Source organism: Legionella sp. D16C41, assembly GCF_048541585.1.
GTDB lineage: Bacteria > Pseudomonadota > Gammaproteobacteria > Legionellales > Legionellaceae > Legionella_C.
In genome coordinates this window covers 3,197,993-3,221,692 of sequence record NZ_CP183303.1, presented here as the reverse complement: position 1 = coordinate 3,221,692, position 23,700 = coordinate 3,197,993, and the positions used below count along the sequence as shown (strand labels likewise).

The window sequence follows — 23,700 nt, the reverse complement described above, 5'->3', positions numbered from 1 at the left end:
ATAAGGTTTAAAAATGGCTACTATTGAAATTGACGGAAAAACGCTAGAAGCGGAAAACGGTAAAATGATTATAGAGGTTGCCGATGACGCAGGCATTTATATTCCTCGCTTTTGCTACCATAAAAAGTTATCAATAGCTGCAAATTGTCGGATGTGCTTAGTTGCAGTCGAAAATGGCCGCAAACCTGTACCAGCTTGTGCGACACCCATTACTGATGGCATGAGAGTGTTTACAAAATCAGAAGAAGCTGTTCGTTCCCAACAAGCAGTGATGGAATTTTTATTAATTAATCACCCGCTAGATTGCCCTATTTGTGATCAAGGTGGTGAATGCGAATTGCAAGATATCTCTTTAGGTTTTGGTTATTCAAATTCTGAATATGAAGAAAGTAAGCGTGCTGTTGTTGATGATGATTTAGGAACTTTAATTGCAACGGAAATGACGCGTTGTATTCATTGTACTCGTTGTGTTCGGTTTGGTACAGAAATAGCAGGTGTCCGCGAGCTTGGCGCTCTAGGACGTGGCGAAAACATGCAAATTGGTACGTATATAAATCACAGCATGACTTCAGAAGTATCGGGAAATGTTATCGATTTATGTCCTGTAGGTGCTTTAACGTCTAAACCTTATCGCTTTTCAGCTCGTCCCTGGGAACTTGTACAACATGACAGTGTTGCCCCCCATGATTGTTTAGGTTCAAATGTGCATTTACATGTAAGAACTAATCATTTAATGAGAGCAGTCCCCCGAGAAAATGAACAGATTAATGAAATGTGGCTTTCAGATAGGGATCGATTTAGTTATTTAGGTTTAATTGGAACCAATCGAGCCGCGCGGCCTTTAATTAAAAAAGATGGGCAGTGGGAAGAAGTCGATTGGCCAACTGCTTTAAAATTTACTGCCGAAGGAATTAGCCGTATTGTCAAACAGCATGGTGCTGAACAGTTCGCGGCCTTTGCTTCTCCTTCTTCTACATTAGAAGAATTCTATCTGCTGCAAAAATTGATGCGTTCTATTGGGGTGAATAACCTTGACTATCGCATTCATCAAACAGATTTTAGTGATCAAGATAGGCTACCGGTTAACTTAAATAATACATTAAAATATGCTGAATTAGAGTATCAAAAAAATATTCTCTTAATAGGATGTAATATCCAGCGCGAAGTGCCGTTAGCTAGTACACGTGTTCGTAAAGCTTATCGAGATGGCGCAAAAATTTATGCAATAAATTCTGTTGATTATGATTATCCTTTTGGTGTTGAAGCTAAAGAAATTGTTTCTCCTTTGGAAATACCTCAACAGATTGCTAAGTTATTACTTGCTATTTCACCTGAAATTTCTGAGTTTTCAAGTGAACTACAACGTCTATTAATTGGACTTAAGCCTGATGCAACATCCAAAGCTATAGCAGAAGCTTTAAAGCAGCCAAATTCCGCTATTGTTTTAGGTGCACTTGCAGAAGATCATCCTAATGCAGCTTTAATTAGAACGCTAATACATGCGTTAGAGCAATTAACCGATGTAAAAATTATACGTTTTACAGCCGGTGCCAATACAGCAGGTGCTGAGCTTGCAGGGATGCTGCCGCATCGTGCTGCTGCAGGTAAAGCTGTAGATAATCCTGGTCTAGATATTCAAGCCGCATTAGATAAGAAACTTAAAGGTTATTTTTTACTTGGACTTGAGCCTGGATTTGACTTTGCAAATCCTTATGGTGCTCGTCAATCAATGTTAGGCGCTGAGTTTGTAGTGATGCTTTCAGCATTTAACCAGGATGCTATGAAAGACTATGCCAATGTAATCCTGCCAATAGCACCTTACGCTGAGACCTCGGGAACCTATATTAATGTTGATAATATTTGGCAATCAGTTAAAGGCGCTTGTAAACCATTTGAAGAGGCAAGACCTGCTTGGAAAGTACTTAGGGTTTTAGGAAACTTACTACATTGTGATGGTTTTGAATATACCTCTTCCGAAGAGGTACTGGATGAAATTAAAACTTTAAAAAATATGATGACGGAAATAAGGTATCAACCTTATTATCCGGAATCTTTACCAGTATTAAATCAGCAGTTAGTACGCATTGGCGAGTGGCCACTTTATCGAGTTGATTACATTGTACGTAATGCACAAGAATTGCAAGCGTGTGCTAGTGCCGATGTTGCTTGTATTCGAATACATCCTGACACTGCTAACCGTTTGAAATTAGATGATATAGCTACTGTTTCTCAAGGGGATATTGAGATAACATTGCCACTTAAACGAGATGAGCGGATAGCTTTAGATGCAATCTGGGTCGCAAACGCAATGCCAGAGACAGCTGACTTAGGGCATTCATTTGCAGCAATCACCATTAAGCGCTAAATAGGTATAAATATGCTTCATGATATTAGCATTTTAATTTGGATTATTATTAAAATCCTAGTTATTGTCATTCCACTATTGCTTGTGGTTGCTTATTTAACTTTCGCAGAACGCAAAGTTATTGGTTATATACAAGTACGCGTTGGCCCTAATCGAGTTGGGTTAAAAGGCTTATTACAACCTTTTGCTGACTTAATTAAGCTTATTCATAAAGAAATTATAGTGCCGACCAAATCTAATAAATATTTATTTGTTATTGCGCCTCTCTTTGCTTTAGCGCCAGCCCTTGCTGGGTGGGCAGTTATCCCTTTTAGTCAAGGTCTTGTTTTATCAAATATAAATGCTGGCGTTTTACTTATTTTTACCTTAAGCTCCCTTGCTGTTTATGGGGTGCTGATTGCAGGTTGGGCATCTAATTCTAAATATGCTATGTTTGGCTCACTACGTAGTGCAGCACAAACTGTTTCTTACGAAATTGCAATGGGTTTTGCTTTTGTAGGCGTATTGCTCGCTGCAGGTAGTATGAATTTAACAGACATTGTTCTTTCTCAGCGTGGTGGAATTTGGCACTGGTGGTTTGTTCCTTTATTCCCTTTGTTTGTTATATTTTGGATCGCGGCACTTGCAGAGACTAACCGAGCACCTTTCGACTTAGCCGAAGGAGAGTCAGAAATTGTGGCTGGTTTCCATGTTGAATATTCTGGTATCGGCTTTATGCTCTTTTTCCTATCCGAATACGCAAGCATGGTTTTAATTTCGACTGTGATTTCTCTTTTATTTTTAGGTGGCTGGTTATCTCCTTTTGAAGGTATTCCTGTATTAGGCGATATTTTCTTTGTTGTTCCAGGTTTTGTGTGGTTATTAATAAAAGTTTCTTTCTTCCTTTTTGTGTATTTATGGGTACGGGCCACACTCCCTCGCTATCGATATGATCAGTTAATGCGCTTGGGCTGGAAAGTTTTGATTCCGGTAACTATTGTGTGGGTTATTGTTACTGCGTTAATGGTGTTGGCACAGCTAAAACCTTGGTTTAATTAGTAACTGAGTAAATTAATGAAAAACATCTATCAAGTTATAAAATATTATATACGTAGTTTTTTACTGCTAGATATATTGGCGGGTTTAAGGTTAACGGGAAAATATTTTTTTAAGAAGAAAGTAACTATCCAATTTCCCGAAGAAGTAACGCCTATATCACCGCGGTTTCGTGGGCATATGTTAGCATTGCGGCGCTACCCCAATGGTGAGGAGCGTTGTATAGCTTGTAAATTGTGTGAAGCGGTTTGCCCGGCTTTGGCTATCACGATTGAGTCTGAAGAAAGAGCCGACGGCTCTAGACGTACAACTCGTTATGATATTGATGCATTTAAGTGTATTTACTGTGGCTTATGTGAAGAATCATGCCCAGTGGACTCCATTGTTTTAACACCTATACAGCATTACCATATTAGTCAGCGTGGTCAAAATATTATGACAAAAGAAAAACTTCTGGCAGTTGGCGATATGATGGAAAAAAGACTAGCTTCGGATCGAGAAGCTGATAAAGACTGGCGATGATGGGGTAATGATGAGCAATTTATTAGTTCAAATAATTTTTTATGTGTTTGCGGCACTCGCCTTATTTTCTGCGGTTATGGTCATTACACAAAATAATCCTGTTCGCTGCGTGTTATTTCTTGTATTTACTTTCTTTGCAAGTTCTGTGCTCTGGATTCTATTACAAGCAGAATTTTTAGCGCTAATCTTAGTATTAGTCTATGTAGGCGCAGTTATGACTTTATTTTTATTTGTAGTAATGATGTTGAATATTGACACAGAGTCGTTAAAATCTCACTTTGCTAGGTATTTGCCATTTGCCATGATATTAGTGGCGCTACTAGTTGGTTTATTATTGGTTGCTTTACCTGACGCTTGGTTTACACAAGCTGTAGAGCCTTCCCTTCCTGCACCACAAGTGTTTGATAGGCATGACATAGCAGATGTGCATGCTCTAGCACAAAGGTTAACAAATACTGAAAAGATAGGCATGGTTCTTTATACAGATTATGTCTTAGCTTTTGAATTAGCAGCAGTGCTATTACTTGTTGCTATTATTTCAGCTATAACTTTAGCACACCGTGGTATTATACGTTCAAAAAGGCAAGATATTAAAAAACAAATTATGACTCGACCTGAAGATAGAGTTAGACTTGTTTCGCTAAAATCTGAAAAATAAGTAGCAGGAAAAACTCATGATACCAGTTAATCATTATCTAATCTTGGCTGCCCTTTTATTTGGCCTAAGTTTAGTTGGCATTATGCTAAACCGAAAAAATATTATTTTACTTCTTGTTTGCGTTGAATTAATGCTTTTAGCAGTAAATACCAATTTTATTGCTTTTTCACATTACTATGGTGGAATAGCAGGTCAAGTTTTTGTTTTCTTTATTTTGACAGTTGCTGCTGCCGAGGCTGCAATTGGCTTGGCTATTGTCGTGCTGCTTTTTAGAAATCGCGGCAATATTGATATAGATAAAATGAATCATTTAAAGGGTTAATAACGTGCATATTCAACAGCTATGTCTCTTACTTGTTCTTGCCCCGCTTATTGGCTCGATTGTGGCTGGCTTTTTTCGTAAGCAAATTGGCCGTGCTGGTGCACATACGGTTACCATTGCAGGCGTTACTATTTCCTTTGTTTTATCTATTATAGTGGCTACAGCTATTTTTACAGGTAGAGCGGATGATTTAAATGTTAATTTATATACTTGGGCTAGTGGAGGAAACTTTTTCCCCTATACCTTTTATATTGGTTTTCTTATTGATCCCTTGACTTCAGTCATGCTGATTATTGTTACTTTCGTATCATTACTTGTTCATATCTATAGTATTGGTTATATGGCTGATGATGATGGTTATCAGCGCTTTTTTAGCTACATCTCGCTTTTTACATTTATGATGTTAATGTTGGTTACTGCAAATAATTTTCTGCAATTGTTCTTTGGTTGGGAAGGAGTAGGGTTAGTTTCTTACCTGCTTATCGGTTTTTGGTATACTAAAGAGTCAGCCATAGAAGGTAGTTTAAAAGCATTTTTAGTCAACCGTGTAGGCGATTTTGGCTTTATATTAGGGATTGGGCTAATTCTTGCCTATACTGGTAGCCTTGATTATGAAACTGTTTTCAGAAGTTCTAATTTTTTAGCTAGTCAATCTATTCAGCTTTTCAATGGTTATAATTGGTCGGTAATTACTGTAATCTGCATATTGCTCTTTATCGGCGCTATGGGCAAGTCAGCTCAAGTTCCTTTACATGTTTGGCTGCCAGAGTCTATGGAAGGCCCTACGCCTATTTCAGCTCTTATCCATGCTGCAACCATGGTGACTGCTGGCGTATTTATGGTCGCACGCATATCACCCATGATTGAGTTATCTAATACAGCATTAAGTTTTGTTTTGATTATAGGTGCTACTGGTGCGCTTTTTACCGGTATCATTGCAATTGTGATGAATGATATTAAGCGTGTTGTAGCCTATTCAACCTTATCACAGCTAGGTTATATGATGGTTGCCATGGGTGCCTCAGCCTACAATGCAGGTATGTTTCACCTATTAACACATGCCTGCTTCAAAGCGCTCCTATTTTTAGGTGCAGGTTCAGTTATTATTGGCATGCACCATGAACAAGACATGCGTAAGATGGGCGGCTTATGGCGCAAAATGCCTATTACCTATGTCACATTTATTATTGGCAGTCTTGCTTTATGTGCTATTCCGCCTTTTGCCGGATTTTATTCTAAGGATACAATTATCGAAGCGGCTAAATTAGCCACTGTTCCAGGCGCGCGTTATGCTTATTTTTGCGTTGCATTAGGTGCAATGGTTACAGCACTTTACACATTTCGTGCTTTATTTATGACTTTTCATGGCCAGCCTCGTATGGATGAGCATACATGGTCACATCTACATGAATCGCCTGCGGTTGTTTGGGTGCCTTTAGTTATCTTAGCTATTCCGTCTGCTATTATTGGTTATATCCTTTATATGCCTATGCTTTTTGATAGCCCCTCCTTGTTAGCTAAATCACTATTTATTTTACCAGAGCATAATGTGTTAGCTGAACTTGCACACGAAGTTAGTTCGCCCTTAATGAGTGCATTTCACTCTCCATTAACTCTGACATTTTGGGTAACTTTGGCTGGAATTTTCTTAGCATGGCTCTGCTATATTGCTTTCCCTAGTGTTCCGACACTATTAGCCAAAAAATTCTCAAGCGTTTATAAACTATTACTAAACAAATATGGATTTGATACATTCAATGATCGAGTTTTTGTGCGTGGTTCTAAGGCGCTAGGGCGATTATTTTACCGTGCTGGTGATCAAACCTTAATTGATGGCTTTTTTGTCAATGGAACTGGCCGTATGGTTAGATGGGTGGCTGGCAAAGGTCGCGCGCTACAAAGTGGGTATCTATATCATTACGCGACAGTAATGGTCTTGGGTCTGTTTGTCTTTTTATGCTGGTTATTACTCGGCTAATAGAAGGTGTGGAAATGCATCATTTGCTTAATTTATTAATCTGGTTACCTATTATTGGCGGAATCTTTGTATTTCTAACTGGTGATGATAAAAATCCAAATAATTCTCGCTTTTTAGCATTATTTACTATCTTGCTATCATTAATTATTTGTATTCCCTTAATCAGCGGATTTAATCCAAATATCGCCGGTATGCAATACATAGAAGAATTAAATTGGATGCCGGCATTGGGAATCAACTATAGTCTAGGCATTGATGGATTATCTTTATTACTAATTGTGCTTAGTGTTTTCACTAACTTAATTGTCGTCCTTGCCACTTGGGATAGCATCCATAATCGTGTGGGCCAATATATGGCTGCATTTTTAATCATGCAGGGCTTATTAACTGGCGTATTTTCAGCAACAGACGCAATTATTTTCTATATTTTCTTTGAAGCCACTCTAATTCCTATGTATTTGATTATTGGTATTTGGGGTTCTGATAATCGTGTTTATGCTGCAATAAAATTTTTCCTTTACACTTTCCTAGGTTCAGTTTTAATGCTGGCTTCTTTTATCTATCTAGGTTTTCAAGCAGGCTCGTTTAAAATTGAATTGCTTTATGCTGCTAAATTAACTATGACAGCCCAAGCATTAATTTTTATTGCTTTTTTTCTTGGCTTCGCTATTAAAATTCCTATGTTTCCTGTACATACGTGGCTTCCAGATGCTCACACCGAAGCGCCTGCTGGGGGCTCAATTGTATTAGCTGCTATTTTGCTTAAATTGGGCGGATATGGTTTTATTCGTTTTGCGCTTCCCATTGTGCCAGACGCCTGCCGCTATTTTGCGCCGATGATGATTGCGTTATCCTTAATAGCTGTTGTATACATTGGATTAGTTGCCATCATTCAACAGGATATGAAGCGCTTAATTGCTTACTCTTCTATCTCACATATGGGATTTGTGACACTTGGGTGCTTTGCAATCTATGCTATTGCAGAACATTCAGGAGTAACTAATGCTGGATTAATTCTTGAAGGTGCAATCATAGTAATGATTTCACATGCTTTTGTCTCAAGTGCCATGTTTGCTGGCGTCGGTTATATTTATGATCGAATGCATACAAGACAATTAAAGGATTTCGGCGGAATTATAAACTCGATGCCAATTTTCGCTTCATTTTTTATGTTATTTGCGATGGCTAATGCCGGTCTTCCTGGCACATCGGGCTTTGTTGGTGAGTTTATGATTATACTTGGAAGTATTAAGGCTAACTTTTGGATCGCTTTTTGGGCAGCAACTACCTTAATTCTTGGTGCCGCTTATACGTTATGGATGTATAAAAGAGTAATATTCGGCAGAGTAGCTAATGAAAAAGTTGCCGCTCTTAAAGATATTTCTGGTTTTGAATTAAGTGCTTATATTTTATTAGCCTTAATGGTCTTAGCCATGGGTATTTATCCAAAACCAATGCTTAATTATGTCCACCAGTCCGTTAGCTACACTTTAGCTCAAGCTGATAAATCCAAATTATAATAGGTTAATTACATGACGCCACTACTAGATAACCTTAATTTTGCTTTTCCTGAAATAATTATTTTAGTGACTGCTTCTATTGCTCTTTTAGCTGATTTATTTTTCAGGCATCGTTATAAAAATATAACGCTAGCGATAGCCTTAATTGGCCTTGCCTTAGCTGCTTTTACGAGTCTTATGTTAATTGGCAATTTTAAAGTGCTCATTTTAAATGGACTATTCATTAGTGATGACATTGCCCAGTTAATGAAAATTTTTATTGCTATTAGTACATTTATTTGTTTTGTTTACTCAAGTACTTATATTGATGAGCGACAAATGCCCTCAGGTGATTATTACATTTTGGGCTTATTTTCTACATTAGGAATGATGGTTCTCGTTTCTGCTCATTCACTACTAACTATTTATCTCGGTTTAGAATTATTGTCACTGCCACTTTATGCAATGACTGCTATAAGGAGAACAAATAGTGATGCTGCTGAGGCTGCTCTTAAGTATTTTATCATGGGTGCGATTGCCTCTGGGATGCTACTTTATGGTTTCTCCCTATTATATGGTGCTACAGGAAAGTTAGACTTATTAGATATTTCTAACACTATTGCCGTAAATTGGAATCAGCAAAATATGCTGATATCTTTTGCTTTAGTATTTATTATAGCTGGTGTTGGTTTTAAGCTTGCAGCGGTACCTTTTCACATGTGGGCTCCAGATGTCTATCAAGGTGCACCATCTTCAGTCACTTTATTTATTAGTTCTGCTCCTAAAATCGCAGCTCTTGGTATGGCTTTACGAATATTAACTATTGGTTTAGTAAATATTACGCCCCAATGGCAGCAGATTATTTTAGTTATGGCTTTATTATCTACAGCAGTAGGTAATTTTATTGCTGTAAGCCAAACCAATTTTAAACGTCTTCTTGCTTATTCAGCTATTGCACACGTAGGTTATACTTTATTTGGTATTCTAGCTGGTAGTGCTGCAGGTTATGCTGCAGCGACTTATTATATTCTTGTTTATTCTTTAATGACGATAGCTGCTTTTGGTTTTATAGTTTTGCTTTCCAGAAATGGTTATGAAATTGAAGAGATAAATGATTTACGCGGTTTAAATAAACGCAATCCCTGGCTTGCATTTATGTTATTAATCGTTATGTTTTCAATGGCAGGGGTACCTCCAACAGTCGGCTTTTTTACCAAGCTATTAGTTTTAAAAGCCTTAATTGACGTAGGTATGACCTGGGTGGCAGTAATTGGGTTAATTTTTGCTGTAGTAGGCGCTTACTATTATATTCGTATTGTTAAAGTGATGTATTTTGATGAAGTAGCTGAAGCTTCAGAAGTGTCTCTACCAAGGACTGCGAATTTAATTTATTCGCTAAATTGCTTATCCTTGCTATTTCTAGGGTTATTTCCCTCAGGCCTAATTGATGCCTGTGTAAACGCGTTTACTAGCTAGATTTAGGAAATTGTAAAAAAGACTTGCTATATTCTGGAGGCGTGCTTATAATTGCCTCAGTTGATGCGGGGTGGAGCAGCCTGGTAGCTCGTCGGGCTCATAACCCGAAGGTCGTAGGTTCAAATCCTGCCCCCGCTACCACTATTAAAGGCCCCATTTATGGGGTTTTTTATTATGTATAGGTTTGATCTAAAACGATAATTAGCTAATGGGTCATTTCTCTGAATTTTGGTGTGAACCTTACCAAATTATTAGTATTCAAGCAGAATAACTATTCATATTGAATTATTTAATATTGTATATTTTTTAGTCGTCTATAGAGAAAAGTTTGCTATATTATCAAACTAAAGCTTTAAAGGTATATAATTTACTTACTAATACTTAGGTAAATTAGCCTTAAGATAATTAATTCAAAATATTTTAGATTGAGTACGCTATGATTAGAAAGGATATTCAAGCACTAATAGAGCCTGTAGTAGAGCAGTTAGGCTATATACTATGGGGCTGTGAATATTTATCCCAGGGCAAATATTCCTTATTAAGGATCTATATTGATAAAGAAAATGGCGTTAATATAGATGATTGTGAACGAGTAAGTAAACAGGTAAGTGCACTTTTAGATGTTGAAGATCCAATTCAAGGACACTACAGCTTAGAAATTTCATCGCCTGGTATTCCACGCCCTTTATTCGATAGAGAACATTACCAACTGTACTTAGGTCAAGGTGTGAAGCTAAAGCTCCATAAACCTATTAAAGGTACTCGTAATATTAAAGGAATTATCCAATCTGTAAGTGATGATTCATTTACGTTAAGGGTAGACGATGAACAATATGAAGTGCAGTTTTCCCAGATTGTAAAAGCAAATTTGATAGGCGAGTGAGGCCAAGAATGAGTAAAGAAGTGCTATTAATTGCTGAGGCATTGTCCAACGAAAAAGGGGTGAGCAAAGAGGTAGTATTGCAAGCTATTCAGGCTGCGTTAGAGTCAGCGACTCGTAAGTTATCAGTAGCTGATATTGGCGTTCGAGTTAAATTAGATTCACGCACTGGCGATTATGAAACATTTCGTTATTGGGAAGTTGTGCCAGATGATGAATTTGAGTCTGCTGATAGTCAACTTTCCTTAAGTGCGGCTAAAGAGCGTTCACCATCTATTCAGGTAGGTGATGTAATTGAAGAACCAATGCCGTCTATTGAATTTGGTAGAATTGCTGCTCAGACAGCACGGCAAGTTATTACCCAAAAAGTACGCGAAGCCGAAAGGCAACAGGTTGTTGATCAATTCAAAAGTAAATTAGGCCAATTGATTTACGGTACAGTGAAAAAAGTCACTCGTGATAACATTATTATCGATTTAGGTGGTAAGGCTGAGGCGTTTTTACCCCGTCAAGAAATGCTTCCTAATGAAATGTTTAGGACTAATGATAGAGTACGTGCTTATTTATACGATATTACTCCTCAGGCTAGAGGACCACAGCTCTATGTCAGCCGAGTTCGTAATGAAATGCTAGTTGAGTTATTTAGAATTGAAGTCCCAGAAATTGGGGAAAATATTATTGAAGTTAAAGCTGCTGCACGAGAGCCTGGCGTGCGCGCGAAAATTGCTGTTAAGACTAATGACGGACGTATCGATCCGGTAGGCGCTTGTGTAGGCATGAGAGGTGCTCGCGTGCAAGCTGTGTCAAGTGAGCTAGGCGGAGAGCGTGTTGATATTGTCTTATGGGATGATAATCCTGCTCAATTAGTTATTAACGCCATGGCACCTGCAGAAATTTCATCTATTGTAGTAGATGAAGATACCCATACTATGGATTTAGCAGTACAAAAAGAACAATTATCGCAAGCGATTGGACGTAATGGGCAAAATGTAAGACTAGCAAGTCAACTTACTGGTTGGACACTTAATGTAATGACAGTTGAGGATTTTAATAATAAAACTCAAGAGGAAACCTCAAAAACTGTGAACTTATTTATATCTTCACTAGATATTGACGAAGAATTAGCTATGCTATTAGTTGCTAATGGTTTTTCTTCACTTGAGGAAGTTGCTTATGTTCCTAAAGAAGAACTTTTAGCTATAGAAGAGTTTGATGAAGAAATTGTAGAAGAATTAAGAAATCGTGCTAATGACATGCTATTAACACAGGCACTCACCGAAAACGAAACAGATGCATCAGCTGGTGACTTATTAACTCTAGAGGGAATGTCAGAAGCGATTGCAGCTAGTTTATCAGCTAAAGGAATTAAGACGGTTGAAGAATTAGCCGAGCTCTCTGTAGATGAGTTATTAGATATTCCTGAAATGACAGAAGAAAAAGCAGGTGCATTAATTATGAAAGCTCGGGAGCCTTGGTTCCTTTAATAAATATACTAATATCATTCCGGCAGTAAACGCCTTTTTGTAGCGAAATGTAAAAAAATCTTAAGCTGGAAGATATTAGTAATAAATTTTAAAAAGGCAAATTTTTTACAATTAAAACTTAAAATTAAATTACAATACATAAATTGAGGATTTTATCTTTAAATTTTAAATTAACTATCTTGAAGTTTTTTTAAGCTTGTTATTTACAACTTAATTTTGAGAAATAGCAAGTAAAAAGCATGAACACAAGCGATGAAATAATTGCTGAAAGAGGATCATAGATATGGCGGATGTAACGGTTAAACAATTGGCTCAAGTCGTGGGTATTCCAGTTGAGCGTTTATTGAACCAGTTGCAGGAAGCGGGTTTATCATTTACTGATGATGTACAAACAGTAAATGAAGATCAAAAGCGAATCTTGCTAAATTATTTAAAAAGCAGTGGTAAACATACACCTGAGCGCTTCACCTTGCAACGCAAAAGTATAAAACAGATACCGGTAGGTAATGATATCCATAAATCTAAAACAGTAAATGTCGAATTCCGAAAAAAGAAAACGTATGTAAAACGCTCTAGTTTACAAGAGCAGGCTTCATCACAAGAGCCTATAATTGATGAAAATATACACCAAGAGCAGTCTGCTGAGTCAGTATTATCAGAGAGTAATTTAACCACATCTCCTGCTATTGGAGATGAGGTAATAGAAGATGCAGTAGAAACTACCTCGGCTTCTAATACAGTGGCAGAAGACAATACCGAAGTTGAAGCAGCTGAAACAAATGAAGCAGCTGAAGCAGCTGTTGATTTAGCTAATGAAGAACAACCGTTAGCTAACGAGCAAGTACCTACGCAAGAGAATCAAGTAAATCTAGCAGAGGAATCAGAGACTGAAGATGATTTAAGTATTAAATTGTTTGTAAAAGACCCCGAGCTTACTAATACAAAAACTGATATAGAAAAAGGCCCTAAGAAAAAGAATTTTGATTTTGAAGAAGGTGATAAGCCTGAGAAAAAAGGTAATAAAAGAAAAAATAAATATCAACCTCCTCAAGTTGATGATGATGAGAACATGCAAGTTCGCTTTAAGCGAAACAAGGTTAAGAAACGTAAGGGAAATGAGAAATCTGAGAAATACCGTGAAGCAGAAGAAGCATTAACTCATGGTTTTGCCATGCCAACTGCTCCTGTCATTCGTGATGTTGCTATTCCAGAAACGATTACTGTAGCTGAGCTGGCTAAACGAATGTCTGTTAAAGCGGCAGAGGTCATAAAAGTAATGATGGGTCTTGGGGCCATGGCGACTATTAACCAAGTAATTGATCAGGATACAGCGGTTATTGTGGTTGAAGAAATGGGTCATAGGCCAAAAATACTAAAAGAAGATGCTATTGAACAAGACTTAGGCAATACTTTAATGCAAGGAAGTAACCAAGAAGGACGTGCTCCTGTAGTTACTATTATGGGCCATGTTGACCATGGTAAAACTTCACTGCTTGATTATATCCGTCGTACCAGAGTAGCAGCGGGTGAGGCAGGTGGAATTACACAACACATTGGTGCCTATCATGTCAGTACTCCTAAAGGAAATATTACCTTTTTAGATACCCCAGGCCATGCGGCTTTTACCGCTATGCGAGCCCGAGGAGCGCAGGCCACTGATATTGTTATTTTAATTGTTGCTGGTGATGACGGTGTCAAGCCACAAACCATTGAAGCAGTACAACATGCTAAAGCTGCCAAAGTTCCCATGATTGTTGCTATAAATAAAATGGATAAGCCTGACGTCGATCCAGAACGAGTTATGAATGAGCTGTCTAATTATGAGGTTATTCCTGAGTCGTGGGGCGGCGATACTATGTTTGTAAATATCTCTGCTAAATCTGGTATGGGCGTAGATGAACTTCTTGATTCAATATTATTACAAGCAGAAGTATTAGAGTTAAAAGCGCATACAGATGGTGCAGCGCGAGGAGTGGTGATTGAATCTAGACTTGATAAAGGTCGTGGACCAGTTGCTACGATATTAGTACAAAATGGTACATTGCATAAAGGTGATATATTACTAGCAGGTTTTCAATATGGTCGTGTTAAAGCACTTGTTAGTGATAATGGTTCACAAATAGACAGTGCAGGTCCTTCAATTCCTGTAGAAGTTCTAGGTCTATCGGCTATTCCTCATGCGGGTGATGAAGCAGTTGTTGTGGCTGATGAAAAGAAAGCCCGAGAAGTTGCTCTATTTAGACAAGGTAAATTCCGTGATGTGAAATTGGCTCGTCGGCAGAAGTCTAGTATTGAAGGTATTTTTGAAAACATGGCTATGGCTGAAACCAAGGTACTTGGCATTGTCCTTAAGGCTGATGTACAGGGATCACTGGAAGCTATTTCGGATGCCTTAGTTAAATTATCAACAGATGAAGTGAAAGTCCAGATTGTTGCTAATGGCGTCGGTGGTATTACCGAATCAGATGTTCACCTTGCTATTGCATCGAATGCCATATTAATAGGTTTTAACGTTCGTGCTGATAGCGGAGCTAAGCGACTTGCGGAACAAGAGTCTGTTTCATTGCACTACTACAGTGTTATTTACGATATTGTGGATCAAGTAAAAAGTGCCTTATCTGGCATGTTAGCGCCGCAATTTAAAGAGGAAATTATTGGTATTGCTGAAGTACGTGATGTTTTCCGCTCGCCTAAATTAGGTGCAATTGCAGGCTGTATGGTAATTGAAGGAACCATAAAGCGTAATAATCCTATAAGAGTATTACGTAATAACGTAGTTATTTATGAGGGAACATTAGAATCATTAAGACGCTTTAAAGATGACGTTGTAGAAGTTCGTCAAGGCTTTGAGTGCGGTATTGGTGTTAAAAACTATAACGACGTTAAAGCTGGTGATTTAATTGAAGTATTTGAGACTGTAGAAATTAAGCGAGATTTATGAGTAACAACTTTAAACGCACAGATCGTATAGCAGAAATGATCCAGCGTAAATTATCTCAGATTATTCAACAAGAAATCAAAGATCCTCGTATGCCTGCTTTTGTTACTATTTCAGCAGTAAAGGTCTCTGCTGATTTAGGGCATGCGAAGGTTTACTTTACTGTATTAAATAGTGATGTAGAGCAAACCGCCCAAATTCTAAATACTGCTGCTAGTTACTTAAGAACAGCCCTCGCACGTACAATCAATTTGCGTACGGTACCGCAATTACATTTTGTTTATGATGAATCGTTAGAATATGGCCGCCGATTAAGTAAGCTTATAGATGATGTAAATCCGCCTGCTGCAGATCATGAGCCAGAATGATTCTAAACAATTAATAAATGGAATATTACTTTTAAATAAACCGCAAGGAATCACCTCTAATGCTGCTCTGCAAAAAGTAAAACGTCTGTTTAACGCATCTAAAGCAGGCCATACTGGTAGTTTAGATCCCCTAGCAACAGGTATGCTGCCTATTTGTTTTGGTGAGGCAACCAAGTTTAGTCAATATTTATTAAATGATGATAAAGTATATATTGCTACGGGTTTATTTGGAGCAAAAACAGATACTAGTGATGCTGACGGTACGATTATTGCAAAAATTGACAACTACCACATTGAAAAACAAGCATTAGAAGAAATCATTAAGCAATTTATTGGTATAACACTGCAGTTACCTTCAATGTATTCCGCTTTAAAATATAAAGGTCAGCCCCTATATAAATTTGCTCGTACAGGAAAAACGATTGATCGTGAACCAAGGCCAATTAATATTTATTCAATAGAACTAATGGCCTTTAGTAAACAACAATTTACTATTAAAGTGCATTGTGGAAAAGGAACTTATATTCGCAATTTGATTGAGGATATAGGTGAAAAATTAGGCATATATGCTCATTTAACTCAATTACATCGGGTTTATATTAGTCATTTCCTGGATAAGCCTATGTATGAGCTTAGTGAGCTAGCTAATTTAGAGCTAGACGCACTGAAAGCTTATTTAATCCCCTGTGACTATGCGGTTAATTATTTACCGGCCATTACTATCAATGAGGCACAAGAATTAGAATTACGTCAGGGTAAAATAATTAAAAAGCATTTTACTGACTCAACTAGTGGTTGTGTACGATTGTATAACCATGATACACAATTTATAGGCTTAGGTGAGGTAGATGCTGATACAATCAAAGTTAAAAGATTATTAGTTAAAAATTAGGTATACTAAGTAATTAATTGAGCAGATAAAGTAAATTATTTTAGATGATAAATTTAGCTAAGTAATAAGATCATTGTGAAAACTGCTTTGCTGCTATTGAACAAAATATTAACTATATTTATGGTTTAGTACTTGTGTCTCAGCAGAGGCCTTGCTAGAATACACGACTTTATAAAATATACTTAGCTTATATTTGGGAGTAGCCTATGTCGCTAGCTAGCGCACAAAAAGCAGAAATTGTAAAAGAGTATCAACGCGCGGAGCAAGATACTGGTTCACCAGAGGTTCAAGTTGCACTCATGTCTGAGCGTATTAAATATTTAACAGAACATTTTAAAGTAAATCCTAAAGACTTTCATTCACGTCGTGGTTTACAAGCACTTGTTAATAAAAGACGTAAGCTTTTAAAATATTTAAAAAGCAAAGATCAACCGCGGTATCAAGATCTTATTCAAAGCCTTGGGCTGCGTGATTCTTATTAAATTCTATCCCGACTTAGGGATAAGACACCTGCTGTTTATTTAATAAAAGGCGCAGAATACTGCGCCTTTTTTTTAATATCTAATGAGGTAAATTACGTGAGTAGAAAAATTGTTAAAGAGATAAGGTTTGGTGAACATATTTTATCTTTAGAGACTGGAGAAATAGCCCGCCAGGCTGATGGAGCTATCTTCGCAAGTATGGGCGGTACACAAGTCCTAGTGACTGTGGTTGGAAATAAGGAAGGCGCTGGCGATAACAGTTTTTTTCCTTTGACAGTGAATTATCAAGAAAAGACTTATGCTGCAGGAAAGATCCCTGGTGGATTTAATAAACGAGAAGGTCGTCCCTCAGAATCAGAAACCTTAATTTCTCGTTTAATGGACCGCCCGTTACGGCCGCTATTTCCAGATGGCTTTTATAATGAAGTACAAATTATTGCAACTGTAATGTCATTAAATCCTGATATTCCAGCTGATATTATTGCTATGATTGCTGCCTCAGCAGCGTTAGCTATTTCTGGTATTCCTTTTCACGGGCCAATAGGTGCTGCTCGAGTTGGTTATAAAGATGGAATTTATTTATTGAATCCAAGTTATAAAACAGTGCAGCAATCTGACTTAGATTTAGTAGTGGCAGGTACAAGTGACGCTATTTTGATGGTTGAATCTGAAGCACGCGAATTAAGCGAAGAAATTATGCTTGGTGCTGTCTTATACGGCCATGAAATGATTCAAGGTATTATTCAAGGTATCAAAGAGCTTGCTGCTGAAGTTAATAAAACACCTTGGGATTGGAACCCTTCAGCTATCAATGAAGCATTAAAAAATCGTGTAGATGAGCTTGCTACAGAGTCTATTACCCAAGCCTATTTAATTAAAGATAAGCAAGAACGTCATCAGCAAATATCTTTGGTTAAACAACAGATTACTGAGACCATTGTTGCAGAGCAACCCGAGGTTGACCAAGCAAGTATTGCTGATTTTCTCAGTGAATTAGAAAAGAAAATGGTAAGAAAACGTATATTAGACGGTGAACCACGTATTGATGGAAGAGATAATCAAACCGTTCGGCCTATAGCAATTCGGACTAAATTTTTAGAACGTGCTCATGGATCTGTTATTTTTACTCGCGGTGAAACGCAAGCCATTGTTGCAGCTACTTTAGGTAATGAGAGAGATGCACAAATTCTCGATGGCCTAGCTGGTGAAAGTAAAGACCGCTTTATGTTGCACTACAATTTTCCGCCTTACTCTGTTGGTGAAACAGGTATGGTAGGTAGTCCTAAGCGCAGAGAAATTGGCCATGGCCGTCTCGCTAAAAGAAGTCTAATGGCAGTTTTACCTACTAATAGCGAATTCCCCTATGTCTTACGAGTTGTTTCAGAAATTACAGAGTCTAATGGATCAAGTTCTATGGCTTCTGTTTGTGGCGCTAGTTTAGCATTAATGGATGCAGGCGTACCTTTGAAGGCTCCTGTAGCTGGGGTAGCGATGGGGCTAATCAAAGAAGGGGAGCGTTTTGCAGTGCTAACTGATATCTTAGGTGATGAAGATCATCTAGGCGATATGGATTTTAAAGTAGCTGGTACTGAGAAAGGAATCACTGCACTGCAGATGGATATTAAAATTAAAGGTATTACCAAAGAAATTATGCAGCAAGCTTTAGATCAAGCGCTAGCAGGTCGTACTCATATTTTAGGTGTCATGAATAACGCTCTTTCTGAGCATCGCGAAGAACTCTCAAAACATGCGCCTCGTATCACTACTATGAAAGTAGCAGAAGATAAAATCCGCACCATTATTGGTAAAGGTGGTGCAACGATTAAGGGCTTAATTGAATCAACGGGTGTTTCTATTGATATCGATGATTCAGGTACAATCCAGTTATTTTCTCCTGATGCAGATGCTTTAGAAGATGCCCAACGACAGATTAAACTGTTAGTTGCTGAGGTAGAAGTTGGCCAAACTTATAAAGGTAAAGTAAGTAAAATTGTAGACTTTGGTGCCTTCATTAATTTATTACCCGGTAAAGATGGCCTTTTGCATATTTCACAAATCTGTAGTGATCGCAATCAAAAAGTCGAATCTGTGTTAAGTGAAGGACAGGAAATTGAAGTTTATGTTGCAGGCATAGATAAACAAAATCGTATTAAGCTTGAATGGAAAGATAAACCACAAGCAGCTGCTCCCACCACTCCAGAAGAGAGTAGTCCAACTGCAGAGGTAGCAAATCCACCAAGCTCGGATGAGCCTGCTAGACAAGAAGATAAGACAACTAATTTAGATGATCAAAGTCAAGTTACTGAAACATCTGAAGAGTCTCTTTCTTCTACTCCTCAAACTCAAGATGCTTCTCAAACTCAAGAGAGAGAAGAGTAATTTATAATTGGCAAGTCAGCACTGCAAATTAAACTTGCAGTGCGTCATTTTAAATATAAGGCATCATGCTTGTTCACTGAAGGGTAGTAATTGGTGCGATGCACGAAAATTATCCTTCTAACGTGCCCATGTAGAAAGTTACTCTGCACTTATTTAGCCTGATTATCAGTCAAATTGCATGCAACCAGGCCTTTCTTATAAATCAAGGTACTTTACTTAATCTATTTATTATTTTAAATGTTTAGCTTAATTTGATAATTAGAAAACGGTTACCAACTAATTTAAAGTCAGAAGGCAAGTTAGCCAATTAACTTTAAAAATTCACTACGACTAATGGAGTGGTCGCGCATTTCTCCTAACATGACGGAAGTAACCATTGCAGAATTTTGTTTTTCAACACCGCGCATCATCATACATAAATGTTTAGCTTCAATAACTACTGCAACGCCGCGAGCGTTAGTAATATCTTCAATGCAATGAGCGATTTCTGAATTTAGGCGCTCTTGAATTTGTAAGCGTCTCGCAAAATAGTCGACTATTCTTGCAAATTTTGATAACCCTAGTACTTTTCCATGCGGTATATAGCCTATATGACACTTGCCAATAAAAGGTAATAAATGGTGTTCACACATCGAATATAATTCGATGTCTTTTACAATAACCATTTCGCTCATATCAGAAATAAAAAGAGCATTATTAATAATATCTTCTAGCTTTTCACTATAACCTTTAGTTAAATAGCGCATAGCATTAGCTGCGCGCGTTGGTGTGTCTACTAAACCCTCTCGATTAGGGTCTTCCCCAATCCCCTCTAAAATTTGTTTATATAAATCTTGCATGAACAAATTCCTATCCTGGTGGCCACATCATTTGACGACCGCCAAGTAAATGTAAATGAATATGGTAAACTGCTTGTCCACCGCCAGCATTAACGTTAAAAATTAATCTGTAGCCATTTTCACTAAGCTGCTGCTCTTTAGCGATAGCTTTAGCTCGTAAAATCATTTGTCCTAATAATTGCTCATCTACATCCTCTACATCATTAATTGTTGCAATATGTTTTTTAGGAATAATTAAAATATGTATAGGTGTTTGTGGATGAATATCATGAAAAGCAAGCAGATTTTTATCTTCATAAACGATGTTTGCTTTAATTTCACCTTGCACAATTTTACAAAATAAACAATCCATAAAATTCCATGGTCAGAAATTAGATAAGTATTATACCCTTAGAAGAATAGGAAGAAAAATTATTTAGATAATAGTAACAAGGTTTGCAAATATAAAAACAGGTGATATCTCTATTTTGTGCGCTATTCATAGATCCTACAAAAGCTATTTAGTAACAGAATATGACAAACACTTACTTTAATTTGCTTTTAAGGTAATCACTGTTACTTTAAATTTTCATTTAAAGTAAGATTTTTTGCCTTTTAAATAAGTTTTGCGCATAATACGCTATTTTGAAATTTGGATAAAGTAAAGTGAGCTTAATAAATATTCCTAGTGGTCGCAATGTACCCCATGAAATTAATGTTATTATTGAAATTCCTATGCACGGCGCACCTGTTAAATATGAAGTTGATAAAAAAAGTGGTGCTTTATGTGTAGATAGATTCATGAGTACAGCGATGTTTTATCCTGTAAATTATGGCTATATTCCTGGAACTTTATCAAAAGATGGTGACCCAGTTGATGTATTAGTCGTATCTCCTGTTCCTTTATTAAATGGCACTGCAATTGCTTGTCGTGTTGTTGGAATGTTGAAGATGACAGACGAAGCTGGTGAAGATACTAAATTATTAGCAGTACCTATTAATAAATTAACAAAAATTTATGCTAATGTTGAAACATACAAAGATTTACCACAACATCTCTTACTAACTATCGAACACTTTTTTAAGCATTATAAAGATTTAGAAGAAGGTAAGTGGGTTAAAGTAGATGGTTGGGAAGGCATTGAAATGGCTCAGCAAGAAATTATGGACAGCATTGAGCGTTTTGGACAAAACAAGGATTAATAAGCAGAGTTTAATACTCTGCTTTATTTAGTGTTTTGTTATAATTATGCAAGTTTTCAGTTTGCCGGTCGCCTTGTAGAATTTGCTCTAACTCCCTATTAGATGAGCGCAAGAATCTTATTAATTCAGGTTCTTTATCAAAAAATGCAAAAGATTCTTTTAGTAATTGATTGTCAATTTTAGCAAAAATTTTTGTTTTTCGACGGATACTGTTTGGGCTATGACCTAAATCTATCATAATGTCTCCTGCCATTGCTAAGGAAGAATCAAAGGTTTCCCTTTTAAAGTAATGGATGCCTTCTTTACTTAGCTCATAAGCATGGCGCCTATTATGGGCGCGTGCATAAATTTTTAAATGTGGAAAGTGCTGTTTAGCTAATTTTATAATTTTAAGTGAAATCTCTGCATTATGGACAGCTACAATAAATATTTTCGCTCTAGTTGCCCCGGCGTTGCGCAAAATATCCAGACGGGTCGCATCCCCAAAGTAACCTTTAAAACCATATTTGCGTAACAATTCAATTTGCTCTGGATCTTTTTCTAAAACGGTAATATTCACTTTGTGAGCGCCTAGAAAGCGACCAATAATTTGACCAAATCGACCATAACCTGCAAGGATAACTGAGTTTTCTTCATCAATAGAATCAAATTTCCTGGGGATAGGACTTAAGTATCTAGGAACAATAAAACGATGGTAGGCAAGCATAAGTAAAGGGGTAAATGCCATAGAAAGCGCTACTACAAAATTAAAAAGATGGGCAGTTTCAGTGTTAATGACTTTAACTTGTTGTGAAAATTGAAAAAGCACAAAAGCAAATTCACCTACTTGTGATAAAGCTAGAGCGAAACCGATTCTTTGTAAGGCAGTTAAACCAAATAAACGACCTAAGAGAATTAATAAACTAGCTTTAATAGTTATTATGATTACTACAGCAGCTAAAATAGTTGTAGGTTGGGTTTTTAAAAGACTAAAATCCATGCCCATCCCTACAGAAATAAAAAATAAGCCCAATAACAAACCTTTAAAAGGCTCAATATCCATCTCAAGGTTATGTTTGTAAGATGAGTTTGCTAAAACCACACCCGCAATAAAAGCACCTAATGCGGGTGAGACACCTATGAGTTGCATAAGTAGTGTAATGCCTATTACTATGGCTAGCGAGGTAGCGGTAAATACTTCTCTAAGTTCTGTTTTAGCCACAATGAAGAATAAATGATGCGATAAAAAATGCCCGGCTAAGATAATAGTACTAATAACACCAATGACAAATAAAGCATGTAACCATCTAGATGATATTATGATTTCGTAGGGAGATTGAGAAATTTGGGCAGAGGTAAAAGGAGCCAATAAAGGTAAAATGATTAAAATAAAAATAACTGCAATGTCTTGAAATAGTAAGACGGCAAATGATGTTTCACCTTCTACTGTACGAAGTAAGTTCCTCTCTTCAAGCATTTGCAAAACAAGCGCTGTTGATGACAAAGCAAGGGCCATACTAATAGCTAAGCTTTCTTGCCATGTGTATTGGAGTAAAATTCCTATTGATGTTAAAAGTATAGTAGTTAAGAAAACTTGCAAGCTACCTAAACCAATAATTGACTTTCTAAGACGCCAAAGCATCTGCGGTTCGAGCTCTAAGCCAATTAGAAAAAGCATCATAATAACGCCGAACTCAGCAAAGTTCATAATTTCTTCAGCATTGCTTAGCAACTTAAATCCATAAGGGCCTATAAGAATACCAATTATTAAGTAGCCTAAGACAGAACCTAATTTGAAACGACTGGCAATAGGAACAATAATGGCTGCTGCAGCCAGAAAAATAAAAACATGGATAAGTAAATTATTATTCATTATGGATAAAAGGTACTATTAATTACTTCAGAAACAGTATAGCAGGGGTTTCTACTTATTCTAAAGGGGTTCCTTAATTGTACTTATTTGGTTTAATATATTACTCTTTAACCTTTAAACAAGGTAAAAGTGTGTGACTTAAGCTTTGCAAGTTTTTTAGTATATAAGCTTAATAGGTGACAATATATATGCAGTTTATAGATATATTGCTCTACAAGTCACTATTTAACTTATTCAAAATTTGTTATAATCAATTTTTACATCAAGAGGAAACAATACGTGTCAGATACAGATAAATTACGTGGAACAGTTAAATGGTTTAATGAAGACAAAGGATTTGGTTTCATTGAAAGTAATGGGAAAGATTATTTTGTGCATTTCAGCGCAATTCAAGCAAGCGGTTTTAAGACGCTTCCTGAAGGCAGCAGTGTTTTATTTGCGGTAGGACAAGGCCAGAAAGGCCCACAAGCACAAGATGTTGAAATTATTTAATTATCTTTTGAGAAGCTTCAGCCATTATATAATCACTTATAAATATCTTTAAGTAAC

Annotated in this window: 19 protein-coding genes, 1 tRNA gene and 1 pseudogene; 18 read left to right on the top strand and 3 right to left on the bottom strand. The window is 37.0% G+C overall.

Translation table 11 applies throughout. The features are described from left to right. Positions 1-13 precede the first annotated feature (13 nt). The 16 genes and pseudogenes from nuoG to pnp all read left to right on the top strand — a co-directional run. Positions 14-2,365: an NADH-quinone oxidoreductase subunit NuoG gene (nuoG, locus tag ACNVED_RS13990; protein WP_419419596.1), complete on the top strand. Its 2,352-nt coding sequence runs from the start codon at positions 14-16 to the stop codon at positions 2,363-2,365. Positions 2,366-2,377: 12 nt separating this feature from the next. Further along, complete coding sequence (gene nuoH / locus ACNVED_RS13985; RefSeq protein ID WP_419419595.1) at positions 2,378-3,403, top strand: NADH-quinone oxidoreductase subunit NuoH; 1,026 nt, start codon at positions 2,378-2,380, stop codon at positions 3,401-3,403. A 15-nt stretch (positions 3,404-3,418) separates the two neighbouring features. Further along, complete coding sequence (gene nuoI, locus ACNVED_RS13980; RefSeq protein ID WP_419419594.1) at positions 3,419-3,922, top strand: NADH-quinone oxidoreductase subunit NuoI; 504 nt, start codon at positions 3,419-3,421, stop codon at positions 3,920-3,922. Between the two features lie 10 nt (positions 3,923-3,932). Beyond that, entirely contained in the window at positions 3,933-4,580 is a 648-nt protein-coding gene (locus tag ACNVED_RS13975; RefSeq protein ID WP_419421208.1) for an NADH-quinone oxidoreductase subunit J, read from the top strand. Positions 4,581-4,596: 16 nt separating this feature from the next. After that, a complete protein-coding gene (gene nuoK, locus ACNVED_RS13970; protein WP_419419593.1) occupies positions 4,597-4,902 on the top strand; it encodes an NADH-quinone oxidoreductase subunit NuoK in 306 nt (101 codons plus the stop codon). A 4-nt stretch (positions 4,903-4,906) separates the two neighbouring features. Next, positions 4,907-6,880, top strand: a complete 1,974-nt coding sequence (gene nuoL / locus ACNVED_RS13965) for an NADH-quinone oxidoreductase subunit L (RefSeq protein WP_419419592.1) — start codon at positions 4,907-4,909, stop codon at positions 6,878-6,880. A gap of 14 nt (positions 6,881-6,894) precedes the next feature. Then, positions 6,895-8,400: an NADH-quinone oxidoreductase subunit M gene (locus ACNVED_RS13960; protein ID WP_419419591.1), complete on the top strand. Its 1,506-nt coding sequence runs from the start codon at positions 6,895-6,897 to the stop codon at positions 8,398-8,400. 12 nt (positions 8,401-8,412) lie between these two features. Further along, positions 8,413-9,855 carry an NADH-quinone oxidoreductase subunit NuoN gene (nuoN, locus tag ACNVED_RS13955; RefSeq protein ID WP_419419590.1) on the top strand — a complete coding sequence of 481 codons (1,443 nt, stop codon included), beginning with the start codon at positions 8,413-8,415 and terminating at the stop codon, positions 9,853-9,855. A gap of 64 nt (positions 9,856-9,919) precedes the next feature. Continuing rightward, a tRNA-Met gene (locus ACNVED_RS13950) sits at positions 9,920-9,996 on the top strand. A gap of 295 nt (positions 9,997-10,291) precedes the next feature. Further along, positions 10,292-10,738, top strand: coding sequence for a ribosome maturation factor RimP (rimP, locus tag ACNVED_RS13945; RefSeq protein WP_419419589.1), 447 nt, complete (start codon positions 10,292-10,294; stop codon positions 10,736-10,738). 8 nt (positions 10,739-10,746) lie between these two features. Continuing rightward, positions 10,747-12,219 (top strand): transcription termination factor NusA, encoded by a 1,473-nt coding sequence (gene nusA, locus ACNVED_RS13940; RefSeq protein ID WP_419419588.1) that lies wholly within the window; start codon positions 10,747-10,749, stop codon positions 12,217-12,219. A gap of 283 nt (positions 12,220-12,502) precedes the next feature. After that, complete coding sequence (infB, locus tag ACNVED_RS13935; protein ID WP_419419587.1) at positions 12,503-15,160, top strand: translation initiation factor IF-2; 2,658 nt, start codon at positions 12,503-12,505, stop codon at positions 15,158-15,160. After that, positions 15,157-15,525, top strand: coding sequence for a 30S ribosome-binding factor RbfA (gene rbfA, locus ACNVED_RS13930; RefSeq protein ID WP_419419586.1), 369 nt, complete (start codon positions 15,157-15,159; stop codon positions 15,523-15,525). The genes infB and rbfA overlap by 4 nt, the downstream gene beginning before the upstream one ends. Continuing rightward, the gene (gene truB / locus ACNVED_RS13925; RefSeq protein WP_419419585.1) at positions 15,512-16,417 is read left to right on the top strand and encodes a tRNA pseudouridine(55) synthase TruB; all 906 of its coding nucleotides are present in this window, start codon (positions 15,512-15,514) and stop codon (positions 16,415-16,417) included. Before rbfA ends, truB begins: the two co-directional genes overlap by 14 nt. 206 nt (positions 16,418-16,623) lie before the next feature. After that, positions 16,624-16,899 (top strand): 30S ribosomal protein S15, encoded by a 276-nt coding sequence (gene rpsO / locus ACNVED_RS13920; RefSeq protein ID WP_419419584.1) that lies wholly within the window; start codon positions 16,624-16,626, stop codon positions 16,897-16,899. 96 nt (positions 16,900-16,995) lie between these two features. Beyond that, positions 16,996-19,086: pseudogene (gene pnp / locus ACNVED_RS13915) on the top strand (polyribonucleotide nucleotidyltransferase); the annotation flags it as partial. 491 nt (positions 19,087-19,577) lie between these two features. Here the strand turns inward: pnp and folE are convergent. Together folE and ACNVED_RS13905 are read right to left on the bottom strand one after the other, a co-directional pair. After that, positions 19,578-20,117, bottom strand: coding sequence for a GTP cyclohydrolase I FolE (gene folE, locus ACNVED_RS13910; protein ID WP_419419583.1), 540 nt, complete (start codon positions 20,115-20,117; stop codon positions 19,578-19,580). Positions 20,118-20,127: 10 nt separating this feature from the next. Then, the gene (locus ACNVED_RS13905; RefSeq protein WP_419419582.1) at positions 20,128-20,469 is read right to left on the bottom strand and encodes a histidine triad nucleotide-binding protein; all 342 of its coding nucleotides are present in this window, start codon (positions 20,467-20,469) and stop codon (positions 20,128-20,130) included. A gap of 293 nt (positions 20,470-20,762) precedes the next feature. On the opposite strand from ACNVED_RS13905, the gene ppa reads away from it, so the two are divergent. Next, the gene (ppa, locus tag ACNVED_RS13900) at positions 20,763-21,299 is read left to right on the top strand and encodes an inorganic diphosphatase (RefSeq protein WP_419419581.1); all 537 of its coding nucleotides are present in this window, start codon (positions 20,763-20,765) and stop codon (positions 21,297-21,299) included. Between the two features lie 10 nt (positions 21,300-21,309). On the opposite strand, the gene ACNVED_RS13895 is transcribed toward ppa, so the two are convergent. Then, complete coding sequence (locus ACNVED_RS13895) at positions 21,310-23,151, bottom strand: monovalent cation:proton antiporter-2 (CPA2) family protein (RefSeq protein WP_419419580.1); 1,842 nt, start codon at positions 23,149-23,151, stop codon at positions 21,310-21,312. Between the two features lie 279 nt (positions 23,152-23,430). On the opposite strand from ACNVED_RS13895, the gene ACNVED_RS13890 reads away from it, so the two are divergent. Continuing rightward, a complete protein-coding gene (locus ACNVED_RS13890) occupies positions 23,431-23,643 on the top strand; it encodes a cold-shock protein (RefSeq protein ID WP_419419579.1) in 213 nt (70 codons plus the stop codon). Positions 23,644-23,700 lie beyond the last annotated feature (57 nt).

Excerpts from the sequence above, each read along its gene's own strand:
- nuoG (WP_419419596.1), top strand. The coding sequence starts at position 14 with ATGGCTACTATTGAAATTGACGGAAAAACGCTAGAAGCGGAAAACGGT.
- nuoH (WP_419419595.1), top strand. The coding sequence starts at position 2,378 with ATGCTTCATGATATTAGCATTTTAATTTGGATTATTATTAAAATCCTA.
- nuoI (WP_419419594.1), top strand. The coding sequence starts at position 3,419 with ATGAAAAACATCTATCAAGTTATAAAATATTATATACGTAGTTTTTTA.
- ACNVED_RS13975 (WP_419421208.1), top strand. The coding sequence starts at position 3,933 with ATGAGCAATTTATTAGTTCAAATAATTTTTTATGTGTTTGCGGCACTC.
- nuoK (WP_419419593.1), top strand. The coding sequence starts at position 4,597 with ATGATACCAGTTAATCATTATCTAATCTTGGCTGCCCTTTTATTTGGC.
- ACNVED_RS13960 (WP_419419591.1), top strand. The coding sequence starts at position 6,895 with ATGCATCATTTGCTTAATTTATTAATCTGGTTACCTATTATTGGCGGA.
- nuoN (WP_419419590.1), top strand. The coding sequence starts at position 8,413 with ATGACGCCACTACTAGATAACCTTAATTTTGCTTTTCCTGAAATAATT.
- rimP (WP_419419589.1), top strand. The coding sequence starts at position 10,292 with ATGATTAGAAAGGATATTCAAGCACTAATAGAGCCTGTAGTAGAGCAG.
- nusA (WP_419419588.1), top strand. The coding sequence starts at position 10,747 with ATGAGTAAAGAAGTGCTATTAATTGCTGAGGCATTGTCCAACGAAAAA.
- infB (WP_419419587.1), top strand. The coding sequence starts at position 12,503 with ATGGCGGATGTAACGGTTAAACAATTGGCTCAAGTCGTGGGTATTCCA.
- rbfA (WP_419419586.1), top strand. The coding sequence starts at position 15,157 with ATGAGTAACAACTTTAAACGCACAGATCGTATAGCAGAAATGATCCAG.
- truB (WP_419419585.1), top strand. The coding sequence starts at position 15,512 with ATGAGCCAGAATGATTCTAAACAATTAATAAATGGAATATTACTTTTA.
- rpsO (WP_419419584.1), top strand. The coding sequence starts at position 16,624 with ATGTCGCTAGCTAGCGCACAAAAAGCAGAAATTGTAAAAGAGTATCAA.
- folE (WP_419419583.1), bottom strand. The coding sequence starts at position 20,117 with ATGCAAGATTTATATAAACAAATTTTAGAGGGGATTGGGGAAGACCCT.
- ACNVED_RS13905 (WP_419419582.1), bottom strand. The coding sequence starts at position 20,469 with ATGGATTGTTTATTTTGTAAAATTGTGCAAGGTGAAATTAAAGCAAAC.
- ACNVED_RS13895 (WP_419419580.1), bottom strand. The coding sequence starts at position 23,151 with ATGAATAATAATTTACTTATCCATGTTTTTATTTTTCTGGCTGCAGCA.